Source organism: candidate division WOR-3 bacterium, from assembly GCA_026418155.1.
In the GTDB taxonomy this organism is placed as follows: domain Bacteria; phylum Hydrothermota; class Tepidihabitantia; order Tepidihabitantales; family CAIPLT01; genus JAOABV01.
In genome coordinates this window covers 1-24,146 of sequence record JAOABV010000009.1, presented here as the reverse complement: position 1 = coordinate 24,146, position 24,146 = coordinate 1, and the positions used below count along the sequence as shown (strand labels likewise).

Below are 24,146 nucleotides of genomic sequence, written 5' to 3'. Positions count from 1 at the left end.
GTGATAATAATGGATGAAATAAAAGAGAAAAAGTCAAGACAAGTGCTATATATAATAATTAAAATCATCGTCCTTATATTTTTCTTATCCTTTGCATTTAAGATTAAGAATATTAATCAAGCACTCGGTTGGTTAATTGCGATTCTGCTTTATATTCTTTTCTTTTTTGGCAAACGCACCAAATCGTTTTTTGAGCAACCCTGGCAATTTCGGACGATTGAAGACTTTCTTTGGGTAATCACTGCAGTTATCGGGATTATTTATTTATTAGTCAACGCCTTCCGTTAAACCTGTTCCGTATTTATTAAATCTATTCAAAATTGTTATTTCTTAAACTCTCTTTATAAACATCTCGAATCTTGATAAAATCGGGCTTTGGTAAAAACGGAGAAACTACTTTTATTTTTAATAATGAGTATAAAGTAGGTACATAACATTTAAATAACCACTTCGAAACACTTCACTAATTACAACTAATAACAAAATTAACTTTTTTAGAGTTCGTCTCAATGAGTATTTAATTGACATTTGATTTTTTAGATTATAAAATATCATACAATGCGGAATAATATCATTACACCAAATAGTGGAAAATATGATGTGATTGTTGTTGGCGGTGGTCATGCGGGTATTGAAGCCGCTTTAGCCTCATCACGAATCGGTTCTTTAACTTTGCTCATTACAATGAATATTGATACAATTGGACTGATGTCATGCAATCCCGCAATCGGTGGCATTGGTAAAGGCCAATTAGTAAAAGAACTTGATGCCCTTGGTGGCGAGATGGGAAAAAATACTGACCGCAGTGCAATTCAATATCGACAACTTAATACTAAAAAAGGTCAGGCAGTGCATTCGTCCCGAGCTCAAACTGACCGACAACTTTATAAGACTTATATGCGTGAAGTGTTAGAACAACAACAAAATCTATTGCTTCATACTGGCACGGTGTGCAAAATTTTAGTAAAAGGCAATATCGCAATTGGCGTGGAAACGACAATTGGTGAAAAGTTTTATGCCAAAGCTATTGTGCTTGCCCCAGGCACTTTTTTATCAGGTCTCATCCATATTGGCTTAGTCAATTTTCCTTCAGGCAGATTAGGCGAATATCCGGCAAACGAATTGAGTCAAAACTTAAAAGAACTCGGTTTTGCAATGGGCCGATTCAAAACCGGGACTCCGGCTCGACTTGATGGCAGAACAATTGATTTTGCTAAATTAGAACCACAATATGGCGATGAACCACCAATTCCTTTCTCATTCTGGACCAAGAAGAAAGTCAAAAATTATCGTCCTTGTTATATCACTTATACTAATCCCAAAACCCATCAAATTATAAAATCTGGCCTTAATCGCTCGCCATTATATACTGGAATTATCAAAGGAACTGGTGTCAGATATTGTCCATCAATTGAAGATAAGATTGTAAAGTTTCCTGAACGAGACCGACATCAAATTTTTATTGAACCCGAAGGATTAAATACAATTGAATATTATCCTAATGGTATTTCGACTAGCCTACCTTTAGATATTCAGATTAAGATGTTACGAAGTATTAAAGGATTGGAAGAGGTTGAAATTTTAAGACCAGGATATGCCATTGAACACGATTATTCTGACCCAACACAATTAAAGCCAACTTTAGAAACAAGACTATATGAGAACTTATTTTTTGCTGGTCAGATTAATGGCACAACTGGTTATGAAGAAGCTGGTGCTCAAGGCTTGATTGCCGGTATTAATGCGGCATTAAAAGCCCAAGAAAAACCCGAATTTATTTTGACCCGGGCTGATGCTTATATTGGTGTAATGATTGATGATTTAATTACTAAAGGCACGAATGAACCTTATCGAATGTTTACTTCCCGAGTTGAATATCGACTACTTTTACGCGAAGATAATGCCGATTTAAGATTAACACCCAAAGGTTATCAACTTGGTTTGATTCCTTATAAATACTATAAAAAAGTTTTACAAAAACAGAAAAAGATTAACGAAACCTTAGATTGGTTGAAGCGAACCCGTATCTCACCATCTGATAAAATTAATAGGAAACTTAAACAATTTAATACTGCTCCCCTGAGGTATTCGGTTACTTTAGAAGAATTATTAAGAAGACCTGAAATAAGTTATTCGCATCTTGCAGAAATCATTTCCCCAGCAAATATTCCCTTATTAAAAGACACCTCTTTAATTTGGAACATTGAAATTGAAGTGAAATATAAAGGATATATTGAGAGAACCTTAAATGACATTGAAAAATTTAACGAATTGGAGAATATCAAAATTCCGAGCAGTCTCGATTTTCGAACTGTCCATGGTTTATCTAATGAAATAAAAGAAAAACTAACTAAATTTAAGCCGGATAATCTTGGCCAAGCGCAAAGAATTCCTGGCGTGACCCCCTCAGCAATATTTGCTTTAATGGTCCACTTAAAGAAAGACCAAAAATCAAATATCAAAAATGAAAAATAATCATCAACGAGATTTAGAAGTTAAACAAGTCGCATTAAAAGAAGATAATATATTCTTTAGAATTGCTGGTTTGAGAAAAATTAGAAATAATAGAGTCACTTAAAGGAAAGTCATTTTTAAAATATGACTGCCGATAATCAGCGATATTTAATCCCCAAAAACAAAAAGGAAGGAAATAAAAGGCGGATAATGACAATCGATAATCAACAAAGATATTCTGCACTAAAAGAACTTGCCCTAAAAGAAGGTGCGTCATTATTTGGCGTGGCTGATTTAAGCAAAATTAAAACCGATGATTTCATATTAGCAAAATCACTGCTGGCAAAATTTTCATATGCCATCAGTGTTGGTGTTGTCTTATCAAAAGCAGTTTTAGAAGAAATCGTTGACCATCCGACTCAACTTTATTTTCACCATTATCGTCAAGTCAATGCATTATTAGACCGGATTGCGTTAAAGATTACACTATCTATTGAAAGCAACAATTTTTTAGCCTTACCGATTCCGGCATCACAGATTGTTGACTGGCAAAATCAGCGGGCGCATCTTTCTCATAAAAGGATTGGTCTTTTTGCTGGACTGGGTTGGATTGGCAGAAATAATCTTTTAGTTAACCGCGAGTATGGTTCACAATTTCGCTTAGTAACAGTGCTAACCAATATGCCCCTTCCAACTGATATGCCAGTATCGGAAAACTGCCAAGAATGTTATAAATGTCTTGAGATATGTCCGGCACAGGCAATAAAAGAAAGACCTGAAGCCTTTGACCATCTAAAGTGTTTTGAAAAGTTAAAAGAATTTCAGCGAAAAGGATATGTCGGACAATATATCTGTGGAGTATGTGTTAAAATTTGTTCCGGTAGGAATTTTAACCACGAATAAGTCGAATCGCACAAATTATTCTTAAATTATTATTCGTAATACTGCAATCGCTAAACTTTGTGTAATTGGTGTTCAATTCATAATGAATTTTAACCACGAAATAAACTTGAAATAGACATACTATATCACTCTAAATTTGTCAAAGGGTCTCAAATATTGAGTTTCTTCGCTGTTAGGATTCTTCACGAGGCTCAGAATGCCTCTTGTTTCCGATATCTCCCTGACCTGAGTGAAACGATGGAGAATGGTCTCAAGTACTTTGTTCCTTCGCTGTTGACCGACCCAGAAACTGGTGCATATCACAAATGTTTGTTATTAAATTAATAGAATCTGTATCCGGTTCGGATACTTGTATCGGGTATCAGGCTTTCTGTATTTTTAGTGAGTGATGTCTGCGGTACTGCAGAACAGTCAGTGGCACTTTTTCAGAAGGCTTAAAAATTAATCTTGACAATCAAGCGATTGAGATTGTAATAATTATAAAGATTGAATCTATGAAAAATGCAAATACTTAATTATATTACAAATATTACTCGTGTTACAAGTATTAACAATAAAACTTTAATCAATACCATAAAATTGTATGAGTATTAAATAAATAAATCAGGAGGTGATTAAATGGATAAAGAGATAATATTTTTAATTGAAGAGTCAAAAGAAGGTTGTTATGAAGCACGGGCTTTAGGTTACTCTATTTTTACTGAGGCAGATTCTTTGGATGAATTGAAGACATCGATAATTGATGCAGTTAAATGTCATTTTGATGAAAAAGATTTACCGCGTATTAATCGATAAAAAAGGACGCTAAATAATATTTTGAATGATGTTGCGGATTACATTAAAAAAAGATAAGCAAGAAGTAATTAAAGAATCGTTTAGTTAAACAATAAACTTCAAATGATTTGCTACTGAGTTTCTACGAATATCAAAAATAATTTTGACAACAAACGGTAGGAATTGAAATAATGAGTAATCTATTCATCTATAATCTATATTAAAATAGATATAGCAACAAGGAGTAGCAATGAAAATATTTGAAATTAGAAAAAAGCAAAATAAAAAAATTGTTTTTACAAAATCTATAATTTATTCTTTTTTCTGTATATTCTTATTACAATGTACACCAAAACCAATAATCAATTACCGCCCGATTAAATTATCATATGAGAGACGCCAACATCAGTCTTCTCAAGATATCCAATTAATTATGAAAGGTGAGGCTATCCCATATCAATATGAAGGCATTGGAGAAGTCACTATTCCATTAAAAGTAGTTAAAAGTTGTTTAGGAACAGAACTCGGAGACATATCCCCAGAAGAGGCAATTGAAGCATTAAGAGAAGAAGCGTTTAGAAGAAACGTCGATGCTGTAATAAATATTGAGTATATACGCGAATGGCGTGAGGTTCCTTCAATGGGATTTATAAATCCGCGATATGGTTTTTTCAGTGGTGAAAGAAAAGTTCTTGCAGAATTTATATGTGGAACTCTTATAATATGGAAGTAATGGAAGTAATTGATCTGTATAGTATATAATATTGGAAAACCGAAAAGAAGAAAGTAGGTCCGACTTGCTAAAGATTTTTGTCTGCTGGTCTGCTCGACATAGTAGGCAAAATATTAGGCAACTTACCCTGTTATCCTATTGATAACTTAGAGGTTAAACCAAAGGGTAATATAAAAGGTAATCTAAAAATCTATAGATTTGGCAGTCGATTGAGCGAGCCGGTGGGTTGCCGAGGGGTATGCCCCTCGGCCTGCCCCCCGGCTTGCCGACCGGCTCGCCCTTTAGGCAACCAATCACACCCTTCAGGCCTTACAAAATAAAAATCAAACACAAAAAAGCATATTATAAAATGAATATCTATAGAAACAGGTAGAAACTGAAACTTAGAGAAACTAATCGGCTCTATAACTCTGGATATGTCGACAGTCTCTTATGACGCAGGTGCTTCAAGAGTAAAGATTTGGTCCCGAATCCGAATTAAGACTGATTCTTGCAATGAACGCCTTACCCATTTATATAATGCGATATCGGTTTCAATCTTTAAGGTTTCAGCCGAAAATTTATTTCGAATCCGCCAAACCTGCCGAGCAAAGTTTAAATAGGCTGGAATCAATGGCGAAGGCACACCTTCTTGGCCTAAAATAACTTTAGTCAGGTTTTCAACTTTCTCCAGTTGCGTTTGAGCATAAGTCTGCTGTTCAATAATTGCATCCAATTGTTTTTCAACCGCATTGCGAATTACTTCCGGGTCATACTTTGCCTTAAACTTTTGCACTCTTCTTAAAGTAGTTCTTACCGGCATTTCTATCACCGCCTTTCTTATTAAAATCCTTACTTTTGTTATAGTATAACAGATTTTAGGATTTTTGTCAAGTAAAAAGTTTTAGAGGTTCAGAATATACCGCTTCATTCACGGAAAATACAGAAAATATAAATTGATTTGTGCTTTCAGTAACGAAAACTAATTTTTATAATGTTTCTTTGGGTAATTGTTGTTTTTTTCAGGTATTATTTAGTGAGTTTACTGATTATAAATGTTACGACTATTGCCAGTAATAATCTGGGCACGGTTATCCAAAAAAAACTTGCCCCGAGCATGAGAAATAACCCTGTATCTTCAAATATTGCATGGCACATTGAAAGAAATACGGACACTAAAAAGACTTGTTTCTTATCAACACTTCCCTGTTTAATCAAGTCATCAATAACTCCGGCACCATAAATAATACCCAAGATAATCCCGGCTAAAAGGGGTGCCGTGCCTTGAATATTAAATCCGATAAACTTAACAACTTTTGCTATTGCTTGATAACCTTTACTTAAGATTCCGCTTCTTTGGATTAGTTCCAATAAAACAAAGACTAAGAAAAGAATAATGAAGGTTTTAATACCTAAACTGGAAATACCTTTCAAATAATTAGCAATAATCATAAGTGCGCAGAAAGATAATCAAGCGATTATCATAATTGTTTTTAGAAAACCCGGTCCGAACAAACATCCAAAATAGATAATAATCATAAGTGAGAAAAGATATCGCCCGTAATGTTGCTGATAATGTCTATGAGGTAGATAACGAGAGATTGAACAAAAAAATAATTTCTGACAATAATGTTTATTGGAGATTACAATCATCATATGCGGGCAAAGACATAACCAACAATTATCGCAATGATAATTCTTAAAAATAAGAGGAATAAAAATCGTGTCTTGAGTTTAATAAAGACCGATGTTTCCAGAATCTGACTATGAGAAGTTAGAAGCATTAAGGCGATGGTCGTAACTTGGTGCGGTGAGAGTTTTAATAATGGGATTACGCCGATTGCGGCATAGAGATTAATAAAATTGCCCAGAATTAGTGCTAAAGCACTTTCTCCTGGTAATCCAAAATGCTTCATTGCGGGTTTAAGAAAATCGGCGAAGGTTTTTAATACCGGTGTTAAAGAAAGTATATACACCAAAGTGTAAACAGGAATAATTATTTTCATTAGACTTAAAAAGGTATTTATTGTCCGTTTGCTTACTGAAATAAAGAAATTATAAATCAGGGGAAAAATTTTCAATGATTAGCCCTCAAGGAACTTCGCAAGACACATTGCGACTTAGTTACTTGTGAATCGTCGGTTTTTTTCGGTTCTTAATGAATTCCTGGTCAAGTAATTCTTGCTTTAGTTTTTTAATTTGGTCACGAATCTTTGCTGCTTTTTCGAATTCTAAATTCTCTGCGGCTTGGCGCATTGCTTGTTCTAAACGAGTCAAAATTTCCTTTTTATCTGCACCTTGCTCGATCTCTTCAATAACATCACTGCTTACTTTTGCATCAGCCACAATGGTTGTTTTGATTACTTGAGTTATTGATTTTTCGATGGATTTGGGCGTAATCTTATGTTGGCGGTTATATTCAATCTGTTTTTGTCGTCTGCGTTCGGCTTCAGCCAAAGCGTTTTTAATTGATTTTGTGATATTATCCGCGTAAAGAATAACAACTCCAGAAACATTGCGTGCCGCACGACCTGCGGTCTGAATAATACTGCGTTCATCTCGTAAAAATCCTTCTTTATCAGCATCTAAAATTGCGACTAATGATACTTCGGGTAAATCCAGTCCTTCCCGCAACAAATTAATTCCGACCAGTACATCAAATTCACCTAATCTCAATCCGCGTAGAATCTCAATTCTTTCAATGGCATCAATTTCTGAATGGAGATATTTTACTCTAAGCCCCATTTCGGTCAGATATTCTGCCAAATCTTCTGCCATCCGTTTTGTCAAGGTTGTAACCAAGACGCGTTCCTTTCTTTCCATTCTGATGCGGATTTCTTTAATTAAATCATCAACTTGATTAGTTGTTGGCCGGACAATCATTTGAGGGTCAACTAATCCAGTTGGTCTCACTATTTGTTCCACTACCTCTCCCCCGCTTAACCGAATTTCAAACTCAGTTGGGGTTGCTGAAGTAAAGATGCATTGATTGATTAAAGACTGAAACTCATCAAATTTCAATGGTCGGTTATCTAAACAAGAAGGTAAACGAAAACCATGTTCCACCAGGACTTCTTTGCGCGCTCGGTCGCCATTATACATTCCGATTATTTGAGGAATTGTCTGATGTGATTCATCAATAATCATTAAATAGTCAGACGGAAAATAGTCTAAAAGGCAATAAGGTCTTGAACCTGGTGGCCGTCCCGAAAGATGTCGAGAATAATTTTCAATTCCTGGGCAATAACCAAATTCGCGTAACATTTCAATGTCAAATTTGGTTCGGGTTTTTAATCTTTGCATTTCTAATAACTTATTTTGGGACTGGAGTTCGGCTAATCTTTGGGAAAGTTCGGCTTCAATACTTCTAATGGCACGTTCCAACTTATTACCGCTGGTAACAAAATATTTTGCCGGATAGATAACAATCCGTTCTCTGGTTTCTAATACTGACCGATTAAGAATATCAAAGATTGAAATCCGTTCAATATTATTTGCGCCAAATTCAACTCTTACTCCATAATCACGATGTGAAGGATGAATTTCAATAACATCCCCACGCACGCGAAAACAAGACCTTTTAAGTTCAGTGTCATTGCGTGCATATTGCAGATAGACCAGTTTTTCAATCAATTCATCTCGGCTGATATTCTTATCCAAACTAATGGGCAATAATGATTCTTTATATTCTTCAGGTTCACCTAAATTATAAATACAAGAGACCGAAGCAACAATAATAACATCTCTGCGTTCAATGAGACTTGATGTTGCTCGTAAACGCATCTGTTCGATCTCTTCATTAATTGAAGCATCTTTCTCAATATACAAATCCATTTCCGGCACATAGGCTTCCGGTTGATAGTAGTCATAATAAGAAATAAAATATTCTACGGCATTTTCGGGAAAGAACTGTTTGAATTCTCCATATAGTTGTGCAGCTAAAGTTTTATTATGGGAGATAACAATCACCGGCCGATTAATTTGAGCAATTACATTAGCCATTGTAAAGGTCTTACCAGAACCAGTAACACCCAAAAGCGTCTGATACTTTTTATTCTCCTTAAGACCTTTAACTAAAGCGGAGATTGCTGATGGTTGGTCGCCAGTGGGCTTAAAAGGTGCTTTTAATTTGAACATTTTTTGAGAATCGAATTTCGAGTTTTTGCGTTTACCTTTTACTTGTTTTACTCGGGTCAAAAAATAGCAGGTTAAGTCCGGTTTTGGTATCAGGTTTTCGTAATAATTTTTTATCTAAAGGAATTATCAAGAGTTCGACCGTTGCTGCTACTTTTGCTGAAAACAGATGGCCACTATAAGTATTAAAATTACCCGGGCTAATTGTGCAATGAATATGTAATATTGGCTCTTCATCTAAATAGGCAATGTTGCCGATGATGGAAGCAAACTCATAATCTTCCGCAAAAAATCGTTTCTGATAGTTCTTTTTTAACGGGTCATAATATCCCAGTGTAATCTCTTTACCAGCACCGAGTCCAAAGAGAAATGCTCCTTTAATCTTCTTTTGTTTCGTAAAGTCTTTGAGTAATGCCATTATATCTTCGTTTGTTTCTAATTTCAAAACATATCCATTTTTTACTTTTAAGACTTGCATAAAAATTTCCCTTAATTTATTTTTTTACTTTTAATATAGTGTTCATATAATTATTTATTCGAATATTCATATAATTACTTTTATTCATATAATTACTTTAACAATCATAATAAAATTTACCTTAACTAAAAATGAATGTCAACCCTACAAATAATTCAGAACTTATACCAACATTTAGATGCCATTGGCTCTGGCTCGCAGAAAAAATTCCCGATTTGGCATTCTACAAATAACTCAGAACTTATACCAACATTTAGATAGTCTTACCAAAAATTATCACAAAATCCGGTCGTGTATATTGTTTTTTTAGCTCTCAAAGGAAACACACTAAAAAGTCCCAAAGATATGAAAATAGCACAAAGGCCCAAAATATCCAGTTTTAACCTATCCTGTTTCGAGCCAGAACGAGTTTCTTACTTTTGTTTATTTTTCGTGCTTTCGTGTTAAAAATGGCTTTTGTGGATATCTCTTAAAAAATCTTGACAATTATCAAATTTCAAATTATACTTATATCTATGAAAATACGAATATTAATTTTTAGTTTTTGGTTTTTAATTTTCAATTTATATTCTTTTTCCGATGCAATATCAAAGTCAGAACCGAAATCCTCTTTTACGGATTTAACTATTCCAGTTGTTGCGAAACAAATTGGTAAAAATTTTGCTCTTAAATCCGAAATTATTGAATATGAACCTGACTTACCTTCTTTCACTGTTTCTAAAATTTCGCCTCGTTTCTCTTCTATCGTTCCTCACGCATCGCACCTTCTTTTAACCGGCGCTGGCTTAGACACACTTCGCAATCATGATAGAACAGCAAGCAGTTATTTTACAATCGATTCAACTTATTTTGCTACTCGCTTAACTATGCCAAGTTTATCCGCATCTCAGTGTACAGTGAAAGCAATTCGTTTTGCATTATATCGACCCGCAAGTACCGCGCCTGCACCTTGCAGTTTATTAATTTGGCGCGACACAATTGTAAATGATGTCCACCGACCAGGCCGATCTGTATTTAGATCTTTGTATACAATCGGCACTTGGCAGGCAGGTTACTATGCCTGGTTTAGTTTAACTTTTACAACTTCTAATATCACTTTCAATCCAGGCGAAAATTTCTGGATTGGTATTTTCTGTTTAACTACAGATGTTTATCAACTCATTGATGGTTCATTAAATTCCGATACAACCAGAAATGCACGGAGATTGCCTACTCAATCTTGGAGTTATTACAATTATGATTTTCTTCAAGAAGCAGTAGTCAGTTATACGCCTTTAGATAATAATATTGGCACAGAGCAAATAGTTGATGTTGATAAAGTACAAAAAAGTGATACCTCAATATCCATTAAAGCCCAAGTAAGAAATTACGGCAGAAATACTTTATCTCCAGGTATTCCGGTAATTCTGCAAATCACAGGCACTGAGACTTATATGGATACTGGTTACACCCAAACTTCGCTTGCTCGTAATGGAACTGAAATTATCACATTTGAACCAGCCTGGAATGTTCCCAATCAACCTGGAGATTGGCAAATAAAAGTTTGGACCGAACTGAGCGGTGACCCAGTTCCTGACAATGATACGGCTCAACACTCAGTGTTTGTATATACTCATGGGTACCGCCAGACTTTTGAATCAACTGATTTTCCACCGGCTGGCTGGACAATCTATAATTTCAATGGCGGTAACCAATGGATGCGGGATACTCTAAGTGCTTATTATACTAAACCTGCTGGTGTTCGTATTGTTTATGACCAATATCCTTATTGGCCCAATAATGACTGGTTAATAAGTCCTCAGGTTGCTTGTGCTCCTAATGACTCAATAATCTTTTGGTATCGTTCAGCATCAGCCAGTTATTACGAAACACTATTAGTGCGCATCTCATCGGCAAATAATCTCGACACGGCAAATTTTGTCTTACTACAAAGAATTGTGACTAACAATACCAATTGGCAAAGAAAAATTATCCCCTTAAATCTCACTGACAGTGCTAATTTGTATATTGCATTCCATTATCGTTGTTTTGATAAATACTGGATTGGATTAGATGATATTATATTACCTCAGCCAATTCCGCATTACGATTTTTTTGCCGAAAGAATTGACGCACCGAATTTACCAATCATTATTGACTCTGTCTATACACCAAAAGCGACTTTTCGAAACAACAGCATCAACACCGGTGCCAGTGATGTTTGGGTCTTCTATCAAATCACTGGTAATACGCTCAATTATCTTGATTCAACTGAAGTTCTCTCCTTAGAAGAAGGAGAAATCTGCACGATTACCTTTGACCCCTTTAATCCGACTGAATATGATACAATTGTCATAAAAACCTGGACGAAAAATCCCAATGACCAGAACCCTGCTAACGATACCTTAAGACGCAATGCAGTAATTGCGCCTAAATATCAAACTATTCCCTATTCTGCCAATTTTAATGAAAACTGGGGTCCTTATGGTGATGCGCCGCCTTTTGGTGGCTGGCGGATTGTTGCTGGCGGCACGGAAAATCCTGCGACTTGGAACACCAATGATTGGTACCGTGATACTTGTCGTTATGGTTCTAATATCAGAACTATTGCTAAAATCTTTTTCAGTCCACGAGAAAACCATAATGACCGATTAATCTCACCACGACTGAATTGCTCTAATCCGGGCATTTATAATCTTTCTTATTGGCATTGGTACCGGGATTGGAATTCAACCCGACGAGATTCAGGAGTTGTAATGATAAGTAATAATGGCGGTTTGACTTGGACCAGAATTGCTCAATATACCAATGTTACTGATTCGGGTCGAAAAGTGCATAACATCTCTGCTTATGCATCAGGAAAACCTGATGTTCGGGTCTGTTTTCTTTATGGTGCCTATGATGAATACTGGTGGTATCTTGATGACTTTTCTGTCACCTGGTATCCACTTGGTCCTTCGTTAATCTATCCAACTAACAGACTTGAAACTTTAGCAATTACAATTCCTTTCCAATGGCACTCGGTTGCTGGTGCTACTATTTATGAGTTGCAAATTGCTCGTGACTCATTATTCCAAATTGCTTATTCGGTTAATACAACTTCGGATACTTTTTATAATCTTTCAATGCCCGGTGGCACTTATTATTGGCGAGTAAGAGCTGGTATGCCATACGGACCGACCTCAGAACCAAGAAAATTGACTGTAATTCCTCCACCACAACCTATTTTCGGTTGGTATAAACTAAAGGATATTCCATTAGGGATCAGTGGCAAAAATGTTAAAGATGGTGGTTGTTTAGTCTATTGTCCATTAGACTCCAGTATTTATGTGTTAAAAGGTAATAATACGCGAGACTTCTTTGCTTATAAGATTAAGGACTCATCTTGGATAAATAAATCTGAAATACCATTTGCCTATCTTGGCATTGAACCTAAAGCACGCAAAGTGAAAAAAGGCGCTTCAATGTGTTTCGGTGATACTCTAATTTACGCAATCAAAGGTAACAATGCCGACGAATTCTGGGTTTATAATCCCAAAACTGACACTTGGATTCAAAAGAAATCAATTCCTGGTGGCTGTGGTAAAGATGGCTCAAGTATAACTTATGTTCCTGCTCAGAGTAAAAAGTTTTTACAACTAATCGATAAGAAGATGCCTCAAAATAATAAACAATTTGAAGAAACCTCTTTTGTCTATTTACTGAAAGGTGCTAATAATCAATTTGAATTTTACGCTTATGCGGTCGAATACGACACCTGGATAAAAAAACCGAATGCTCCGGCTGGTCCAGATAATAAATTATTCAAGGCGGGCTCTGCAATTGTTTTTGACGGTAATTCCCGAATTTATGCGCTCAAAGGATGTTCTAAAGTTAACGAGTTCTATTATTATGATATTATTGGTGATTCCTGGTCTTATCGGCCCGGAGATAGTCTACGCGATACAATTCCTCAAAGAGCATTCTGGGATGTAAATAAGAAAACCCGAGTAAAAGCCGGTGGTGCCCTGACTGTGCTCAATAATGAAATTTATGCTATCAAAGGCGGTGGCGTCAACGAATTTTGGAAATATACTCCCAATGACAATAAAGGCACTTGGACTTTATTAGATACGATAAGAAGACTTGATAAAAAGAGTGTACCTAAAGGCGGTGCTGGATTAACTGCAAGTACAGCCAAAATCTATCTCCAGAAAGGTAATAATACTCGTGAATTCTGGAATTATGTTCCTTATGTTGACAAAAACTTCTTAGCGGACAACACCAATTCGACCATAACATATCCTGTAATTCAAGAAAAAACTACAGTTTCAGTCTCGAAGTTTCTTTTTGATGTTAAACCTAATCCGTGTAATATTTCAGCAAATGTCTCTTGCAACATTCCGCAACCAAGTAAAATTTCCATTAAACTTTTTAACCAAACCGGTTCGCTTAACCGATTAGTCAAAGAATCTTCAATTGCATCTGGCAAATATCATATACCGTTGTTTTTGAAAGATATTCCTGCAGGAGTCTATTTTATCGTAATCGACTACCAAGTGTTAAATGGAGATATAACCGGGAAAAAAGTTTTGAAAATTGTCAAAGAGTAGACTAATATAAAATTATATTCTAATCATTCAATAACCAAAATCTTTTAGTTCACAAACTAATCTTGAATACCAGATAAATAGGTAGTATAATAAAGCATATGGATTTATACTATCGCCTTAAACAATTTCAGCACCGATTTATTAAGAATCAAATTATTTTTTTGATTTCAGTCTTTATTGCTCTACTCATATTATTGTTGCTACTGATTACTGGTCTTTTCCTAAACCGGTTAATCTTATTAGCCCTAATATCAATTCCCTTATATTCCTTGTATTCATTTTCTCGGTGTTCCTTCTTCAAAATAGCCCAGAGAATAGAGCATAGTTTCTCCGAAATCAAAGGTAAATTAATTCCGGCACTTCAACTTTATCAATATCAACAAACATTGCTTGTCCAAAAAGAGAATTATTCTTCAGAACTTATCACTGCGGCAATAGAACAAGTCAATAACCAAATAAAAAATTTACCCTTAAAAAATCTTATCAACTACAAAAAAACTTGGTATGCATTAATAGTAACATTTATTTTAATTTTCATAATGCTTGGATTTATCTATGTTACTCCAACTCATTTCCGATTTGGTTGGAAATTAGCATTCGCTCCTCAAGATGCTCCTCTCTTCTTAAATATAAGCCCCGGCAATACCTTTGTTAATAAAGATAGTGTGGTTAATTTAAGATTAAATTTCACAACCCCGATTAAAAATTTATCCGCTACTATTTATGCCAAAGGAGTAGAATATACGAGTAAGGAATCATTATCGATTAATATTAAAGCCGATAAAGCATTTTCCTATTATTTTATCATACGGTCCGCATGGGGAGTTCCGATTAGAAGAAGCCCAACTTATCAAATTAAACTTTTTGAGCCAATTGAGATTACTGATTTAGTCTTTTTTTATCATTATCCATCTTATACAAAACTCCCTGTTTCTCAACAGCGTGTCCAAGAAATAAACGCTTTACTCGGCACTAAAGTATATTTCCAAGCAATCGCATCTGATTCATTAATTTCTGCATATCGAATTAATTCAATCGGTTTGACCGAAACTTTAAGTGTCAACAATCGAGAATTCAAAGGACATTTTACGGTTATAAAGCCCGACTCATTCTATTTTCTTCTTAAAGGTAACCAGCAAACCCAAGGTAAATCATTTTGGTATGCGATTCGACCGCGTTTCGATGAATCACCTTATGTCCGAATCTTTGCACCAGGCCAAGACCTTGATGTTCCAGTAAATATGCAAGTGTTAATTGGAATGTATGGCATTGATGACTTCGGCATAAATCGTTTCTATTTATATTGGTTCAAATCGACTAGCACCGAAACATCTCGAATCTTAGTAAAATCAAGTTTTGGTAAAAACGAAGATACTGCTTATTATTTATGGGATTTGAATAAAATTATCTTTTTACCCGGTGAAGAAATAAATTATTTTGCAGAAATTTATGACAATGATGCCGTTTCCGGTAATAAGTTCAGCCGGAGTGAAACTTATATCATAAGGTTTCCCACACTCAATGAAATCTATTCACAAGTCACCGAAAAGACGCAAACAACAATTGAAAAATTATCTCCACTTGCTAAAACCGAGCAGAAAATCTCACAACAACTTGAAAAGATAACAGAGAAATTAAAAGCATACCGAAATTTAGATTGGGAAGAAAAATCGACACTATCCGAAGTATTATCTGAAAAACAAAAATTGATTTCTGAGATTAAAGCCTTACAGGACGAAATTAATAATACAATATCAGAACTCTATCAAGGCTTAATGATTGATAAAGAGACCTTAGAAAAACTACAAGAAATCAGCAAAATTCTTTCAGAGATTCTTCCTCAGGACTTAAAGGAAAAATTACAGATTTTAGCCGAGCAGGCCTTACAAAAAAATCCTGATCTAAGTAAATCCTTAGAACAACTAAAACTATCCTCAGATGAGATGAAACAAGCGTTATCTCGTGCGCTGGAATTGTTAAAAAATCTGCAAAAAGAAGCGCTGTTACAATCTTTAGCGCGTAAAGCCGAAGAAGTTTTTAAACAACAATCGCAACTCCATCATCGCATTGACAATGAAAAACTATCTAATCTCATTCAACCACAACAGCAAATCGGTGAAGAGATAAAAGACTTACAGAACCAGATTAATGGATTAAGCAAAACTTTCGACGATAGCGCTATTCAAGCACAACTTTCTGATATTGCCAATGAACTCAATAAAATGCAGTTATCTTCGCAAGTTAATACCATTACTCAAAATCTATCTCAAAATCAAAAAGGTCAGGCCAAAAAAGGTTCTCAAGAACTATTACAAGATTTGAAACGCTTAAAAGAACGTTTGCAAGAGTTGGCAGATAGTTATAAACAAAATCAGCACTTAGCAATTATGGAGCGCCTATTAAAAAATGCGCTTGCTTTAAATCAACTTTCTCAGGAACAAGAGCAAATTATCAATCAATCAAACCAAGCGCTAAGCCGAAATCTGGTATTGACGCAGATGCGATTAGTAGAAGCAACACGCGTTTTAGCCGAAAGTATTGCCAGTCTTTCCGAAAAATCTATTTTAATCCCTATTCATTGGGTCAAAGATTTAGTGAAAACATTTACTTTAATGGAACGTGCATCAACCATAATTGAAGATGCGCTCCACAATAATGCTCAAATCACTCAGGCACAGGTTCTTCAAAAGGAAGCAATTAGTCAAATTGATAAGACTACTTTACAAATTCTGCAGTTTCTATCCAAAGGACAAATGCCAAATAATTTTGGTGCCGGTCTTGAGAGCCTCTTACAAGCATTATCGCAACTTACTGCCGAACAAATGATGCTGGGTCAACAAATGGGTGGTATGATTCCTTTGCCCATCTCGGGTGGCTTATCACAAGAACAACTCTCTCAATTGCAAAGACTTTTATCAATGCAAAGTCAATTGCGGTCAGCACTCGAGCAGTTATTACAAGATATTAATACCGGCAAATATGGCGAGTTGCCCGGTTTGAGTGGCAGTGTTGAAGGCGCTATTGAGGAAATGAAAAATATTGAAAAAGACCTCTCCGAACTTAACATCTCTCGGAAAACAATCGAACGTCAAGAAAAAATCATCAATCGGATGTTAGATGCGCAGAGAAGTATCCGGCAAAAAGAATATTCAGAAAAACGGGAACGGGAAATTGGTAAAGACTATTCCATACCTCCAAGTCCAATTTTAGATAAAAATTTAGGCGAAACCAAAAAACGATTACGCGAAGAACTATTACGGGCTCTGCAGGAAGGTTATCCCAAAGAATATGAAACAATGATAAAAAATTACTTTGAGACAATTATTCAAGAATAGATTAAATATGTTAAATGTTAATTTCATCGTAAATAGCAAATATCTATTGATTATATTATTTACATTCACCATACTTATGGCACAACCTCAAATTTTTCAAGACTCCATCGAATATTATCAATCAATAATAAAAAAAGCCCCTAATAATGAATCTGCCTGGTTTGGATTACAAAAATCTTTTCTTCACATTGGTGATATTAAATTCGCTCAGCAATTGACTAAATATGATTTAAGTGACCGTCTTCTTTGGGGACATATTAGGGTACTTTTTTATGCTCATCAATTTGACACGATACCAAGATTTATTACCGAGTTAGCAACAAAATTTCCAAAGAGTCCATATCTTAACGATGCATTAGAGTTAGGAATTTTAATTACGGAAACTAAAAGCAGTGACGCTGATTTAAAAATTTATGCACGAGCCCATTTAGATTATGAAATTGGCGATTATGATAATGCAATAAAAGATTGTAAGCAATTAATTGTCAAAACGAATAAAGTCTCTGAATATGCCTATCTGCTTTTAGAAAGAATCTATCGGGCAAAAAAGGAAATCAATCAATCTATTGCAACATTAGATGAGTTCGTGCAAAGATTTCCCGAAAGCCACCTCAATCCGAAGGCACGATATGAATTAGGATTAATTTACTTAGAATCGCTTAAAGACACTGCTCGTGCCAGGACTGTCTTGGAAGACCTCATTACGGATTTTCCGTTTTCAATACCGGCTTTTTTTGCACGCGCTAAGTTAGCAATTATTGACACAGAAGGTAAGAAAGAAAGCAAGATTAAATAATTTGTGAATATATAATATTAACCGAAATAAAATAAAAATATATTATTAAATGGATTTATCTGATAAAGCACAGCAATATCTCCAAAAAATAGAACGATTAACTAAAAAAACTGTCACCTTAATGGAAGTCTGCGGGACACACACCAATGCCATTTCATCTTCAGGAATTCGTCATTTCATTCCTTCGCCAATAAAATTACTGTCCGGTCCTGGTTGTCCGGTTTGTGTCACAGACCAGAAAGATATTGATTGGATGATAGCATTAGCCCGTTCTCATCAAGCGATTATCGCTACCTTCGGTGATTTACTCCGTGTCCCTGGCACTGAAAGTTCTTTAGCCCAAGAAAAAAGTAAAGGCGCTGACATTAGAGTAGTTTACTCACCTCTCGATGCCTTAAGATTTGCTCTTAATTCTAATAAACCTGTGGTTTTTCTTGGTGTTGGATTTGAGACTACCGCGCCAACCATTGCTGCGACAATCATAAAAGCCCAACAACAAAACATTAAAAATTTTTATGTCTTACCTTTATTTAAACTAATCCCTCCTGCTTTAAGAGTAATCGCACAACATCCAAAGGTAAATATTAACGGCTTTATTTTACCTGGACATGTTTCCACAATTATCGGCAGGAAACCATATGAGTTTTTAGTAAAAGAATTTCATCTGCCTTGTGTTATTACTGGTTTTGAGCCATTGGATATTTTGGAAGGCGTCTATTTTCTGCTGGAACAAATCACAAAACAAAAACCCGAAGTTACGATTCAATATAAAAGAAGTGTCAAAGAATTCGGTAATCAAAAAGCCCAATTAATAATGAATCAAGTCTTCGACAAGACGGATGCGAATTGGCGCGGCATTGGCACAATCCCGGACTCCGGCTTAAAATTTACTCGTGAATATGATAAATTTGATGCCCGGCATTACTTTGACCTCAAAATTCCTAAACCCAAATTATCTTCTTGTCGATGCGGCGAAATACTGCTGGGTCTAATTATTCCTCCACAGTGTCCATTATTTGCTAAATCCTGCCAACCAGAAAATCCATATGGACCATGTATGGTCTCATCAGAAGGTGCCTGTGCTGCGTACTATAAATATGAAAGATAAGAGATAAACTTGAAAGCACTTAAATTACTCTACAAATACTAAATAACCGAAAATGAAAGAAAAATCAGAAATCAAAAATCCGAAATCAGAATTAGACTTGCATCTAACTCTCGATTATGGCTCTGGTGGTCGTAAAATGCATCGGCTCATTCGCGAATTATTTTATAAATATTTTCAAAATCCTATTTTAGCAAAATTTGAAGATTCGGCTGAACTAAAACTTCAAACGAATCAACCGGATTTCTGTTATACGATTGATTCTTATGTTGTACAACCGCTATTCTTTCCTGGTGGCGATATTGGTAAACTATCAATTTGTGGCACAATAAATGATTTAGCAGTCAAAGGTGCAAAACCACTCTATATTGCCATTTCCTTTGTCATCCAAGAAGGGCTTAGCATAAAAACTTTAGAACAAATTTGTCTTTCAATTGCTAAGGCATCTCAAGCAGTTAATGTTCCACTCGTCACAGGTGATACCAAAATCATTGAGAAAAGGACTAATAGTGAAGAAATTATTATCACAACTTGTGGCATTGGTAAAATATTAACGCACTTTCAAAATCCCACTTTAGGTGCTCAAAATATTAAATTGAACGATGCGGTAATTATCAATGGTTCAATCGGCGAACATGAAGCGTCAATTATTTTAGCCCGAGGAGAATATGACTTTAAGGCAAATGTCAAAAGCGACTGTGTATCTTTATATCCATTAATTGAAACTTTAGCACAAAATAAATGTAAGATAAAAATGATGCGCGACCCAACGCGCGGTGGTTTGGCAACAACCTTAAATGAAATTGCTGATGCCTCTAATTTAGGCATTGTTATTGATGAAAAATCAATTCCGATACAGAAATCAGTTAGAGGCATTTGTGAGATACTTGGTTTTGACCCATTATACTTAGCAAATGAAGGTAAAGTAGTTATTGTTGCTGATACTAAAGATAGCCAGAGAATATTAAAAATAATGAGAAAACATCCACTCGGTAAAAACTCGGCACTAATTGGTAAAGTTACCGAACGAAAATACGGTATTGGTGTTTGGTTAAATACAAAAATTGGAAGCCAAAGGCCTGTTCTTCAATTAGAAGGTCATCAAATCCCTCGTATCTGTTAAAACTCAAGAAAAATTTAAATATCTTTAATAATAAATTTGATTTTTACATAATAATTCTGATTATATAACTTATTATATAACTTATTTTATAACTTATTTTATAACTTATTTTATATAACTTATTTTTTATAATTATTTTTTATATATTATTTTTTATCCTACTTTTTTATCTTTTTTATAAACTAAAAAGACTCGAATCAAAAATGAAGTGTCTTTAACCTTTTCTTGCCCCCAATAGCGGTAATGCAATCAATAAGATTTTCATTGTCATTGTGATTGTAAATAATTTACTTTTCATTTGCTTTTCCTAAATAGATTTAGAATTATTGCCGGAAATAATATTATTAAAGCAATATAAATAAAAATATCGCCATATTTGCGATAAAATGTTGATTTAAGGGCACTGGTTATATCCGCAACTAAAATATCTTGAATGAATAGTTTTGTTTTATCAACAATCCTTGCAAATGGGTCAGTAATTAAAGAAATGCCATTATTAGCACAGCGCACTAAAGGAACACCATTTTCTACTGAACGCAAAATTGCTAACTCACAATGTTGATGCGGTCCAGGAGTTTTACCAAACCAACCGTCATTTGTGATGTTTATTAACATTTCTGCACCACGTTTAGTAAATTCTCGAGTCAAATCCGGAAATATCGATTCAAAACAGATAAGACATCCAAATCGATTGGGACTTTGGGATTTTGAATTTGTGATTTGGAATATTGTGTATTCTTTTCCTGGTGTGCAATCACCCATATCGCCGGTCTCAATTTTACGTAAAAATTTTATTCTATCGACATAAGGAATCCTTTCGGAAAAAGGCACCAAGTGAATTTTACGATAAATTTTGGTAAAGTATGGTGCTCGAATTTTTAGCAAAGAATCACCGGGTACGATACATATAATACTATCCGTTTTATTGGGTTCAAAAAGCACCGCGCCATTATAATACACTGGACTCGTTGGTTCATATAATGGTGTGCCAGTAAAAAGATAAACCTTATTGGAATCAACAATTGTCTGAAGTTTATTTCTCAATTCCTCGTTACGAGTGATATCGACCAGAGTTGCTGTTTCCGGTAAAATTATCAAATCTGGTTTTTGGACTGAGGCTTGTTTTACTAAATCAATCAATTCTTTTAACAATCGCTGACGACTTTCATAATCACCTTTTTCATTAGGACTAACATTAGGTTGGATAACGGCAACTTTTATTTGAGGTTTTAATTTAGGTGTATTAATTCTGACTAATCCATAACTAATTGGGATAATAAAAGAAATTATTAAAAGCACAAAATAAGTTAATTTATGTTTTCTCTGAAGTATCCAAAAGATTATAAGATTAATCCAGATGACCCAGGCTGAAAGACCATAAACTCCAAAGATTGATGCTATTTGCACAATCGGAATATATGAGGTTTGGGTATATCCTAAAAATCCCCAGGGAAAACCAATTTCTGATTTTGTCCGAATGAATTCTAAAATTACCCAAACCAAAGGTGCAAAAAGTAGCCCTAAAAATTTTGTCGTCACAGCAAAGATTGCGGTATATAAACCCAAATATCCAAAAAGAATTGTGACTCCTAAATATAATAAAATTTTAGTCATCGGTTCAACAGGCACAATTAAAAAATACAACCACCAGAGATGAAAAAAAGCAAAGGCAAAACCGAAAATAAGGGCATACCAAAATACTTTTTTATACGGATAGCGATAAATTAACAATAACAACGGAATCAAAGTAAAGTAGGCGAGAAATCGGACGCCAAATGGAGCAAAAGCAAAATTTAAGATAAGTGCTGAAACTATTAGAGCAACTACCATTTTAGCCTATAATCTTTAGTTTGACTTGGTGATTAGCAACTAATTGTAACTACTTTTGGTCTTTGTAACACTTATAAACTATTAAAGCAATTACCGTTTGAGTCTTTAATCTTTAGTTTGATTTGGTGATTACTGACTTTGGGGATTTTGTAAGATTTATAAATTATTAAAGCAATTTCCATTTGAGTCTTTAATCTTTAGTTTGACTCATTGATTACCAGTTAATTGTAACTTCTTTTTGAGTTTTGTAAGATTTATAAAATGAGTCTGTAATCTGATTTATTAAGAGACCGTCTTCACCAGTAATAGGCGGTTTTATTTTCTTCAACACACTATCGACAAATAAATCAACCAATAGTTGATAAGCAATTTTTACATAATCTTTCTGTGCAGAAATATTGGATGGCGTGACATTAACTAAATGGCCATGCATTTCACGATGAATCTGTACAGGATTAAGTAAAGCCGCACCTTTATTACCAAAAAGATTAAAATAGGTAAAGTCTTTGTCTTGAAGCATACTAAATCCTACTTCAATTGTCAGAATTTGTTTTTCTAAGCGTATCAAGGCAAACGCACTATCTTCAACTTGATTGGCTGGACTTCTCTTATAACCTGTGCCGACAATAGAAATTGGTTTTTCTTGGGCAAGCAGATACATTGCGATATCTAAAATCTGGCTTCCCAAAGAGAGGAAAGCACCTCCACCAGCACGTAATCGTTCGCCCCACCAACCGGAAAACGACCATTCAGTTCGTCCTCTGAGCCAACCAGCTTTACAGTAATATAAAGAACCAATTTCGCCACCATCAATGAAGTTTTTAATTAATTGGACATCAGCGCGTAGCCGATGGTTTAATGCGGGCATTAGAATGCGTTTCTTTTTTTCAGCCATTTTTACCATTATTTTGGCTTCATTAGCATTTACCGCCATCGGAATTTCTACCAGAACATCTTTATCATATTCCAAAGCGCCAATTGCCATTGGTGCATGAAGATAATTGGGAGTAGCAACAATCACCGCATCAATTTCCGCATCCGCAATAAAGTCATTATAAACTTGATAATGGTGCTTGATATTATACCGTTCTGCCAAATAGTTTAATTTCCTCACATCATTATCACAAATCGCGACAACTTCGGCAAATTTATTTCGCTTAAGTGCGGGCAAATAAACCAATTGAGTTTGAGCACCACATCCAACAATACCAATGCCAATTTTCTCTTTCATATTACTCCCTTTTTTAATTAATAACAAAGCATAGTGAAAAATATTTATTATATTATCATTTCTTTAATAACATCATTTCTTTATTTTTACTCGCTTACCGACTATTTCTAATTTATTCTCCGCAAAAAGTTTAATTGCTTCTGGATAAGCGAGATGTTCTTGTTGCAAAACTCGTTCGGCTAATGTCTGGGGCGTATCATCATCCTCGACCACAACGATTTTCTGCAAAATTATTGGACCACCATCAACATCTTCCGTTACAAAATGAACGGTGCAACCTGAAAATTTGGCTCCAGAATCTAAGACTGCTTTATGCACATATTCGCCATACAAACCTTTTGCAACCGGTAGTAAAGCCGGATGAATATTCATAATTCTCATCTGGTAGTGATTAACAAAATAAGGCGTTAGCACTCGTAAAAATCCGGCCAAACAGACCAAATCAACACTTCTCGCATCCAATTCTTTTATCAACGCTGCTTCAAAAAGTTCGCGTGTCGGATAATCTCTATGATTAATAAAAACTGCAGGAATATTATGTCTTTTCGCACGCTCCAAAGCATAAGCGTCCTTTTTATTACTTATCACCACACTAATTTCAGCCGGGATTTCTTTTCGTTCGATTGCATCAATAATTGCTTGCAAATTTGTGCCAGAACCAGAGACCAAGACACCGAGTCTAATTATCGCCATAATTAAT

At 35.0% G+C, this 24,146-nt stretch carries 19 protein-coding genes; 11 read left to right on the top strand and 8 right to left on the bottom strand.

The genetic code is table 11. The features are described from left to right. Window positions 1-9: 9 nt before the first annotated feature. The 6 genes from N2201_02320 to N2201_02295 all read left to right on the top strand — a co-directional run bounded on the left by N2201_02320 (window position 10) and on the right by N2201_02295 (window position 5,184). Window positions 10-288, top strand: coding sequence for a hypothetical protein (locus tag N2201_02320; GenBank protein ID MCX7785054.1), 279 nt, complete (start codon window positions 10-12; stop codon window positions 286-288). 270 nt (window positions 289-558) lie between these two features. Further along, the gene (gene mnmG, locus N2201_02315) at window positions 559-2,475 is read left to right on the top strand and encodes a tRNA uridine-5-carboxymethylaminomethyl(34) synthesis enzyme MnmG (GenBank protein MCX7785053.1); all 1,917 of its coding nucleotides are present in this window, start codon (window positions 559-561) and stop codon (window positions 2,473-2,475) included. Window positions 2,476-2,664: 189 nt separating this feature from the next. Next, window positions 2,665-3,357, top strand: a complete 693-nt coding sequence (locus N2201_02310; GenBank protein ID MCX7785052.1) for a hypothetical protein — start codon at window positions 2,665-2,667, stop codon at window positions 3,355-3,357. Window positions 3,358-3,975: 618 nt separating this feature from the next. Then, entirely contained in the window at window positions 3,976-4,152 is a 177-nt protein-coding gene (locus N2201_02305; protein ID MCX7785051.1) for a 2-oxoisovalerate dehydrogenase, read from the top strand. A 229-nt stretch (window positions 4,153-4,381) separates the two neighbouring features. Next, window positions 4,382-4,864: a hypothetical protein gene (locus N2201_02300; protein MCX7785050.1), complete on the top strand. Its 483-nt coding sequence runs from the start codon at window positions 4,382-4,384 to the stop codon at window positions 4,862-4,864. A 77-nt stretch (window positions 4,865-4,941) separates the two neighbouring features. Further along, window positions 4,942-5,184, top strand: a complete 243-nt coding sequence (locus tag N2201_02295; protein ID MCX7785049.1) for a hypothetical protein — start codon at window positions 4,942-4,944, stop codon at window positions 5,182-5,184. Window positions 5,185-5,294: 110 nt separating this feature from the next. Here the strand turns inward: N2201_02295 and N2201_02290 are convergent, their stop codons facing one another. The 5 genes from N2201_02290 to N2201_02270 form a co-directional block, all read right to left on the bottom strand. Beyond that, window positions 5,295-5,666 (bottom strand): hypothetical protein, encoded by a 372-nt coding sequence (locus N2201_02290; protein ID MCX7785048.1) that lies wholly within the window; start codon window positions 5,664-5,666, stop codon window positions 5,295-5,297. Window positions 5,667-5,872: 206 nt separating this feature from the next. Next, a complete protein-coding gene (locus tag N2201_02285) occupies window positions 5,873-6,295 on the bottom strand; it encodes a nucleoside recognition protein (protein ID MCX7785047.1) in 423 nt (140 codons plus the stop codon). Between the two features lie 200 nt (window positions 6,296-6,495). Then, on the bottom strand, window positions 6,496-6,849 hold the full coding sequence (locus tag N2201_02280) for a nucleoside recognition protein (protein MCX7785046.1): 354 nt from the start codon (window positions 6,847-6,849) through the stop codon (window positions 6,496-6,498). A 118-nt stretch (window positions 6,850-6,967) separates the two neighbouring features. Then, entirely contained in the window at window positions 6,968-8,980 is a 2,013-nt protein-coding gene (gene uvrB / locus N2201_02275; protein MCX7785045.1) for an excinuclease ABC subunit UvrB, read from the bottom strand. 31 nt (window positions 8,981-9,011) lie between these two features. Continuing rightward, window positions 9,012-9,455, bottom strand: coding sequence for a DUF296 domain-containing protein (locus N2201_02270; protein MCX7785044.1), 444 nt, complete (start codon window positions 9,453-9,455; stop codon window positions 9,012-9,014). Window positions 9,456-9,970: 515 nt separating this feature from the next. Between N2201_02270 and N2201_02265 the strand changes: the two genes are divergently transcribed. The 5 genes from N2201_02265 (at window position 9,971) to hypE (ending at window position 20,385) form a co-directional block, all read left to right on the top strand. Beyond that, window positions 9,971-14,026: a choice-of-anchor J domain-containing protein gene (locus N2201_02265; protein ID MCX7785043.1), complete on the top strand. Its 4,056-nt coding sequence runs from the start codon at window positions 9,971-9,973 to the stop codon at window positions 14,024-14,026. Window positions 14,027-14,124: 98 nt separating this feature from the next. Beyond that, window positions 14,125-17,361, top strand: coding sequence for a hypothetical protein (locus N2201_02260; protein ID MCX7785042.1), 3,237 nt, complete (start codon window positions 14,125-14,127; stop codon window positions 17,359-17,361). Between the two features lie 76 nt (window positions 17,362-17,437). Then, the gene (locus tag N2201_02255; protein MCX7785041.1) at window positions 17,438-18,157 is read left to right on the top strand and encodes a tetratricopeptide repeat protein; all 720 of its coding nucleotides are present in this window, start codon (window positions 17,438-17,440) and stop codon (window positions 18,155-18,157) included. A gap of 49 nt (window positions 18,158-18,206) precedes the next feature. Continuing rightward, window positions 18,207-19,265, top strand: coding sequence for a hydrogenase formation protein HypD (gene hypD / locus N2201_02250; GenBank protein MCX7785040.1), 1,059 nt, complete (start codon window positions 18,207-18,209; stop codon window positions 19,263-19,265). Window positions 19,266-19,317: 52 nt separating this feature from the next. Continuing rightward, a complete protein-coding gene (gene hypE / locus N2201_02245; GenBank protein MCX7785039.1) occupies window positions 19,318-20,385 on the top strand; it encodes a hydrogenase expression/formation protein HypE in 1,068 nt (355 codons plus the stop codon). 294 nt (window positions 20,386-20,679) lie between these two features. Here the strand turns inward: hypE and lnt are convergent, their stop codons facing one another. From lnt to purN, 3 genes are all read right to left on the bottom strand, one after another. After that, window positions 20,680-22,215, bottom strand: coding sequence for an apolipoprotein N-acyltransferase (gene lnt / locus N2201_02240; GenBank protein MCX7785038.1), 1,536 nt, complete (start codon window positions 22,213-22,215; stop codon window positions 20,680-20,682). Between the two features lie 214 nt (window positions 22,216-22,429). Beyond that, window positions 22,430-23,446, bottom strand: coding sequence for a Gfo/Idh/MocA family oxidoreductase (locus N2201_02235; GenBank protein MCX7785037.1), 1,017 nt, complete (start codon window positions 23,444-23,446; stop codon window positions 22,430-22,432). A gap of 72 nt (window positions 23,447-23,518) precedes the next feature. Further along, window positions 23,519-24,139: a phosphoribosylglycinamide formyltransferase gene (gene purN / locus N2201_02230; GenBank protein MCX7785036.1), complete on the bottom strand. Its 621-nt coding sequence runs from the start codon at window positions 24,137-24,139 to the stop codon at window positions 23,519-23,521. Window positions 24,140-24,146: the final 7 nt, after the last annotated feature.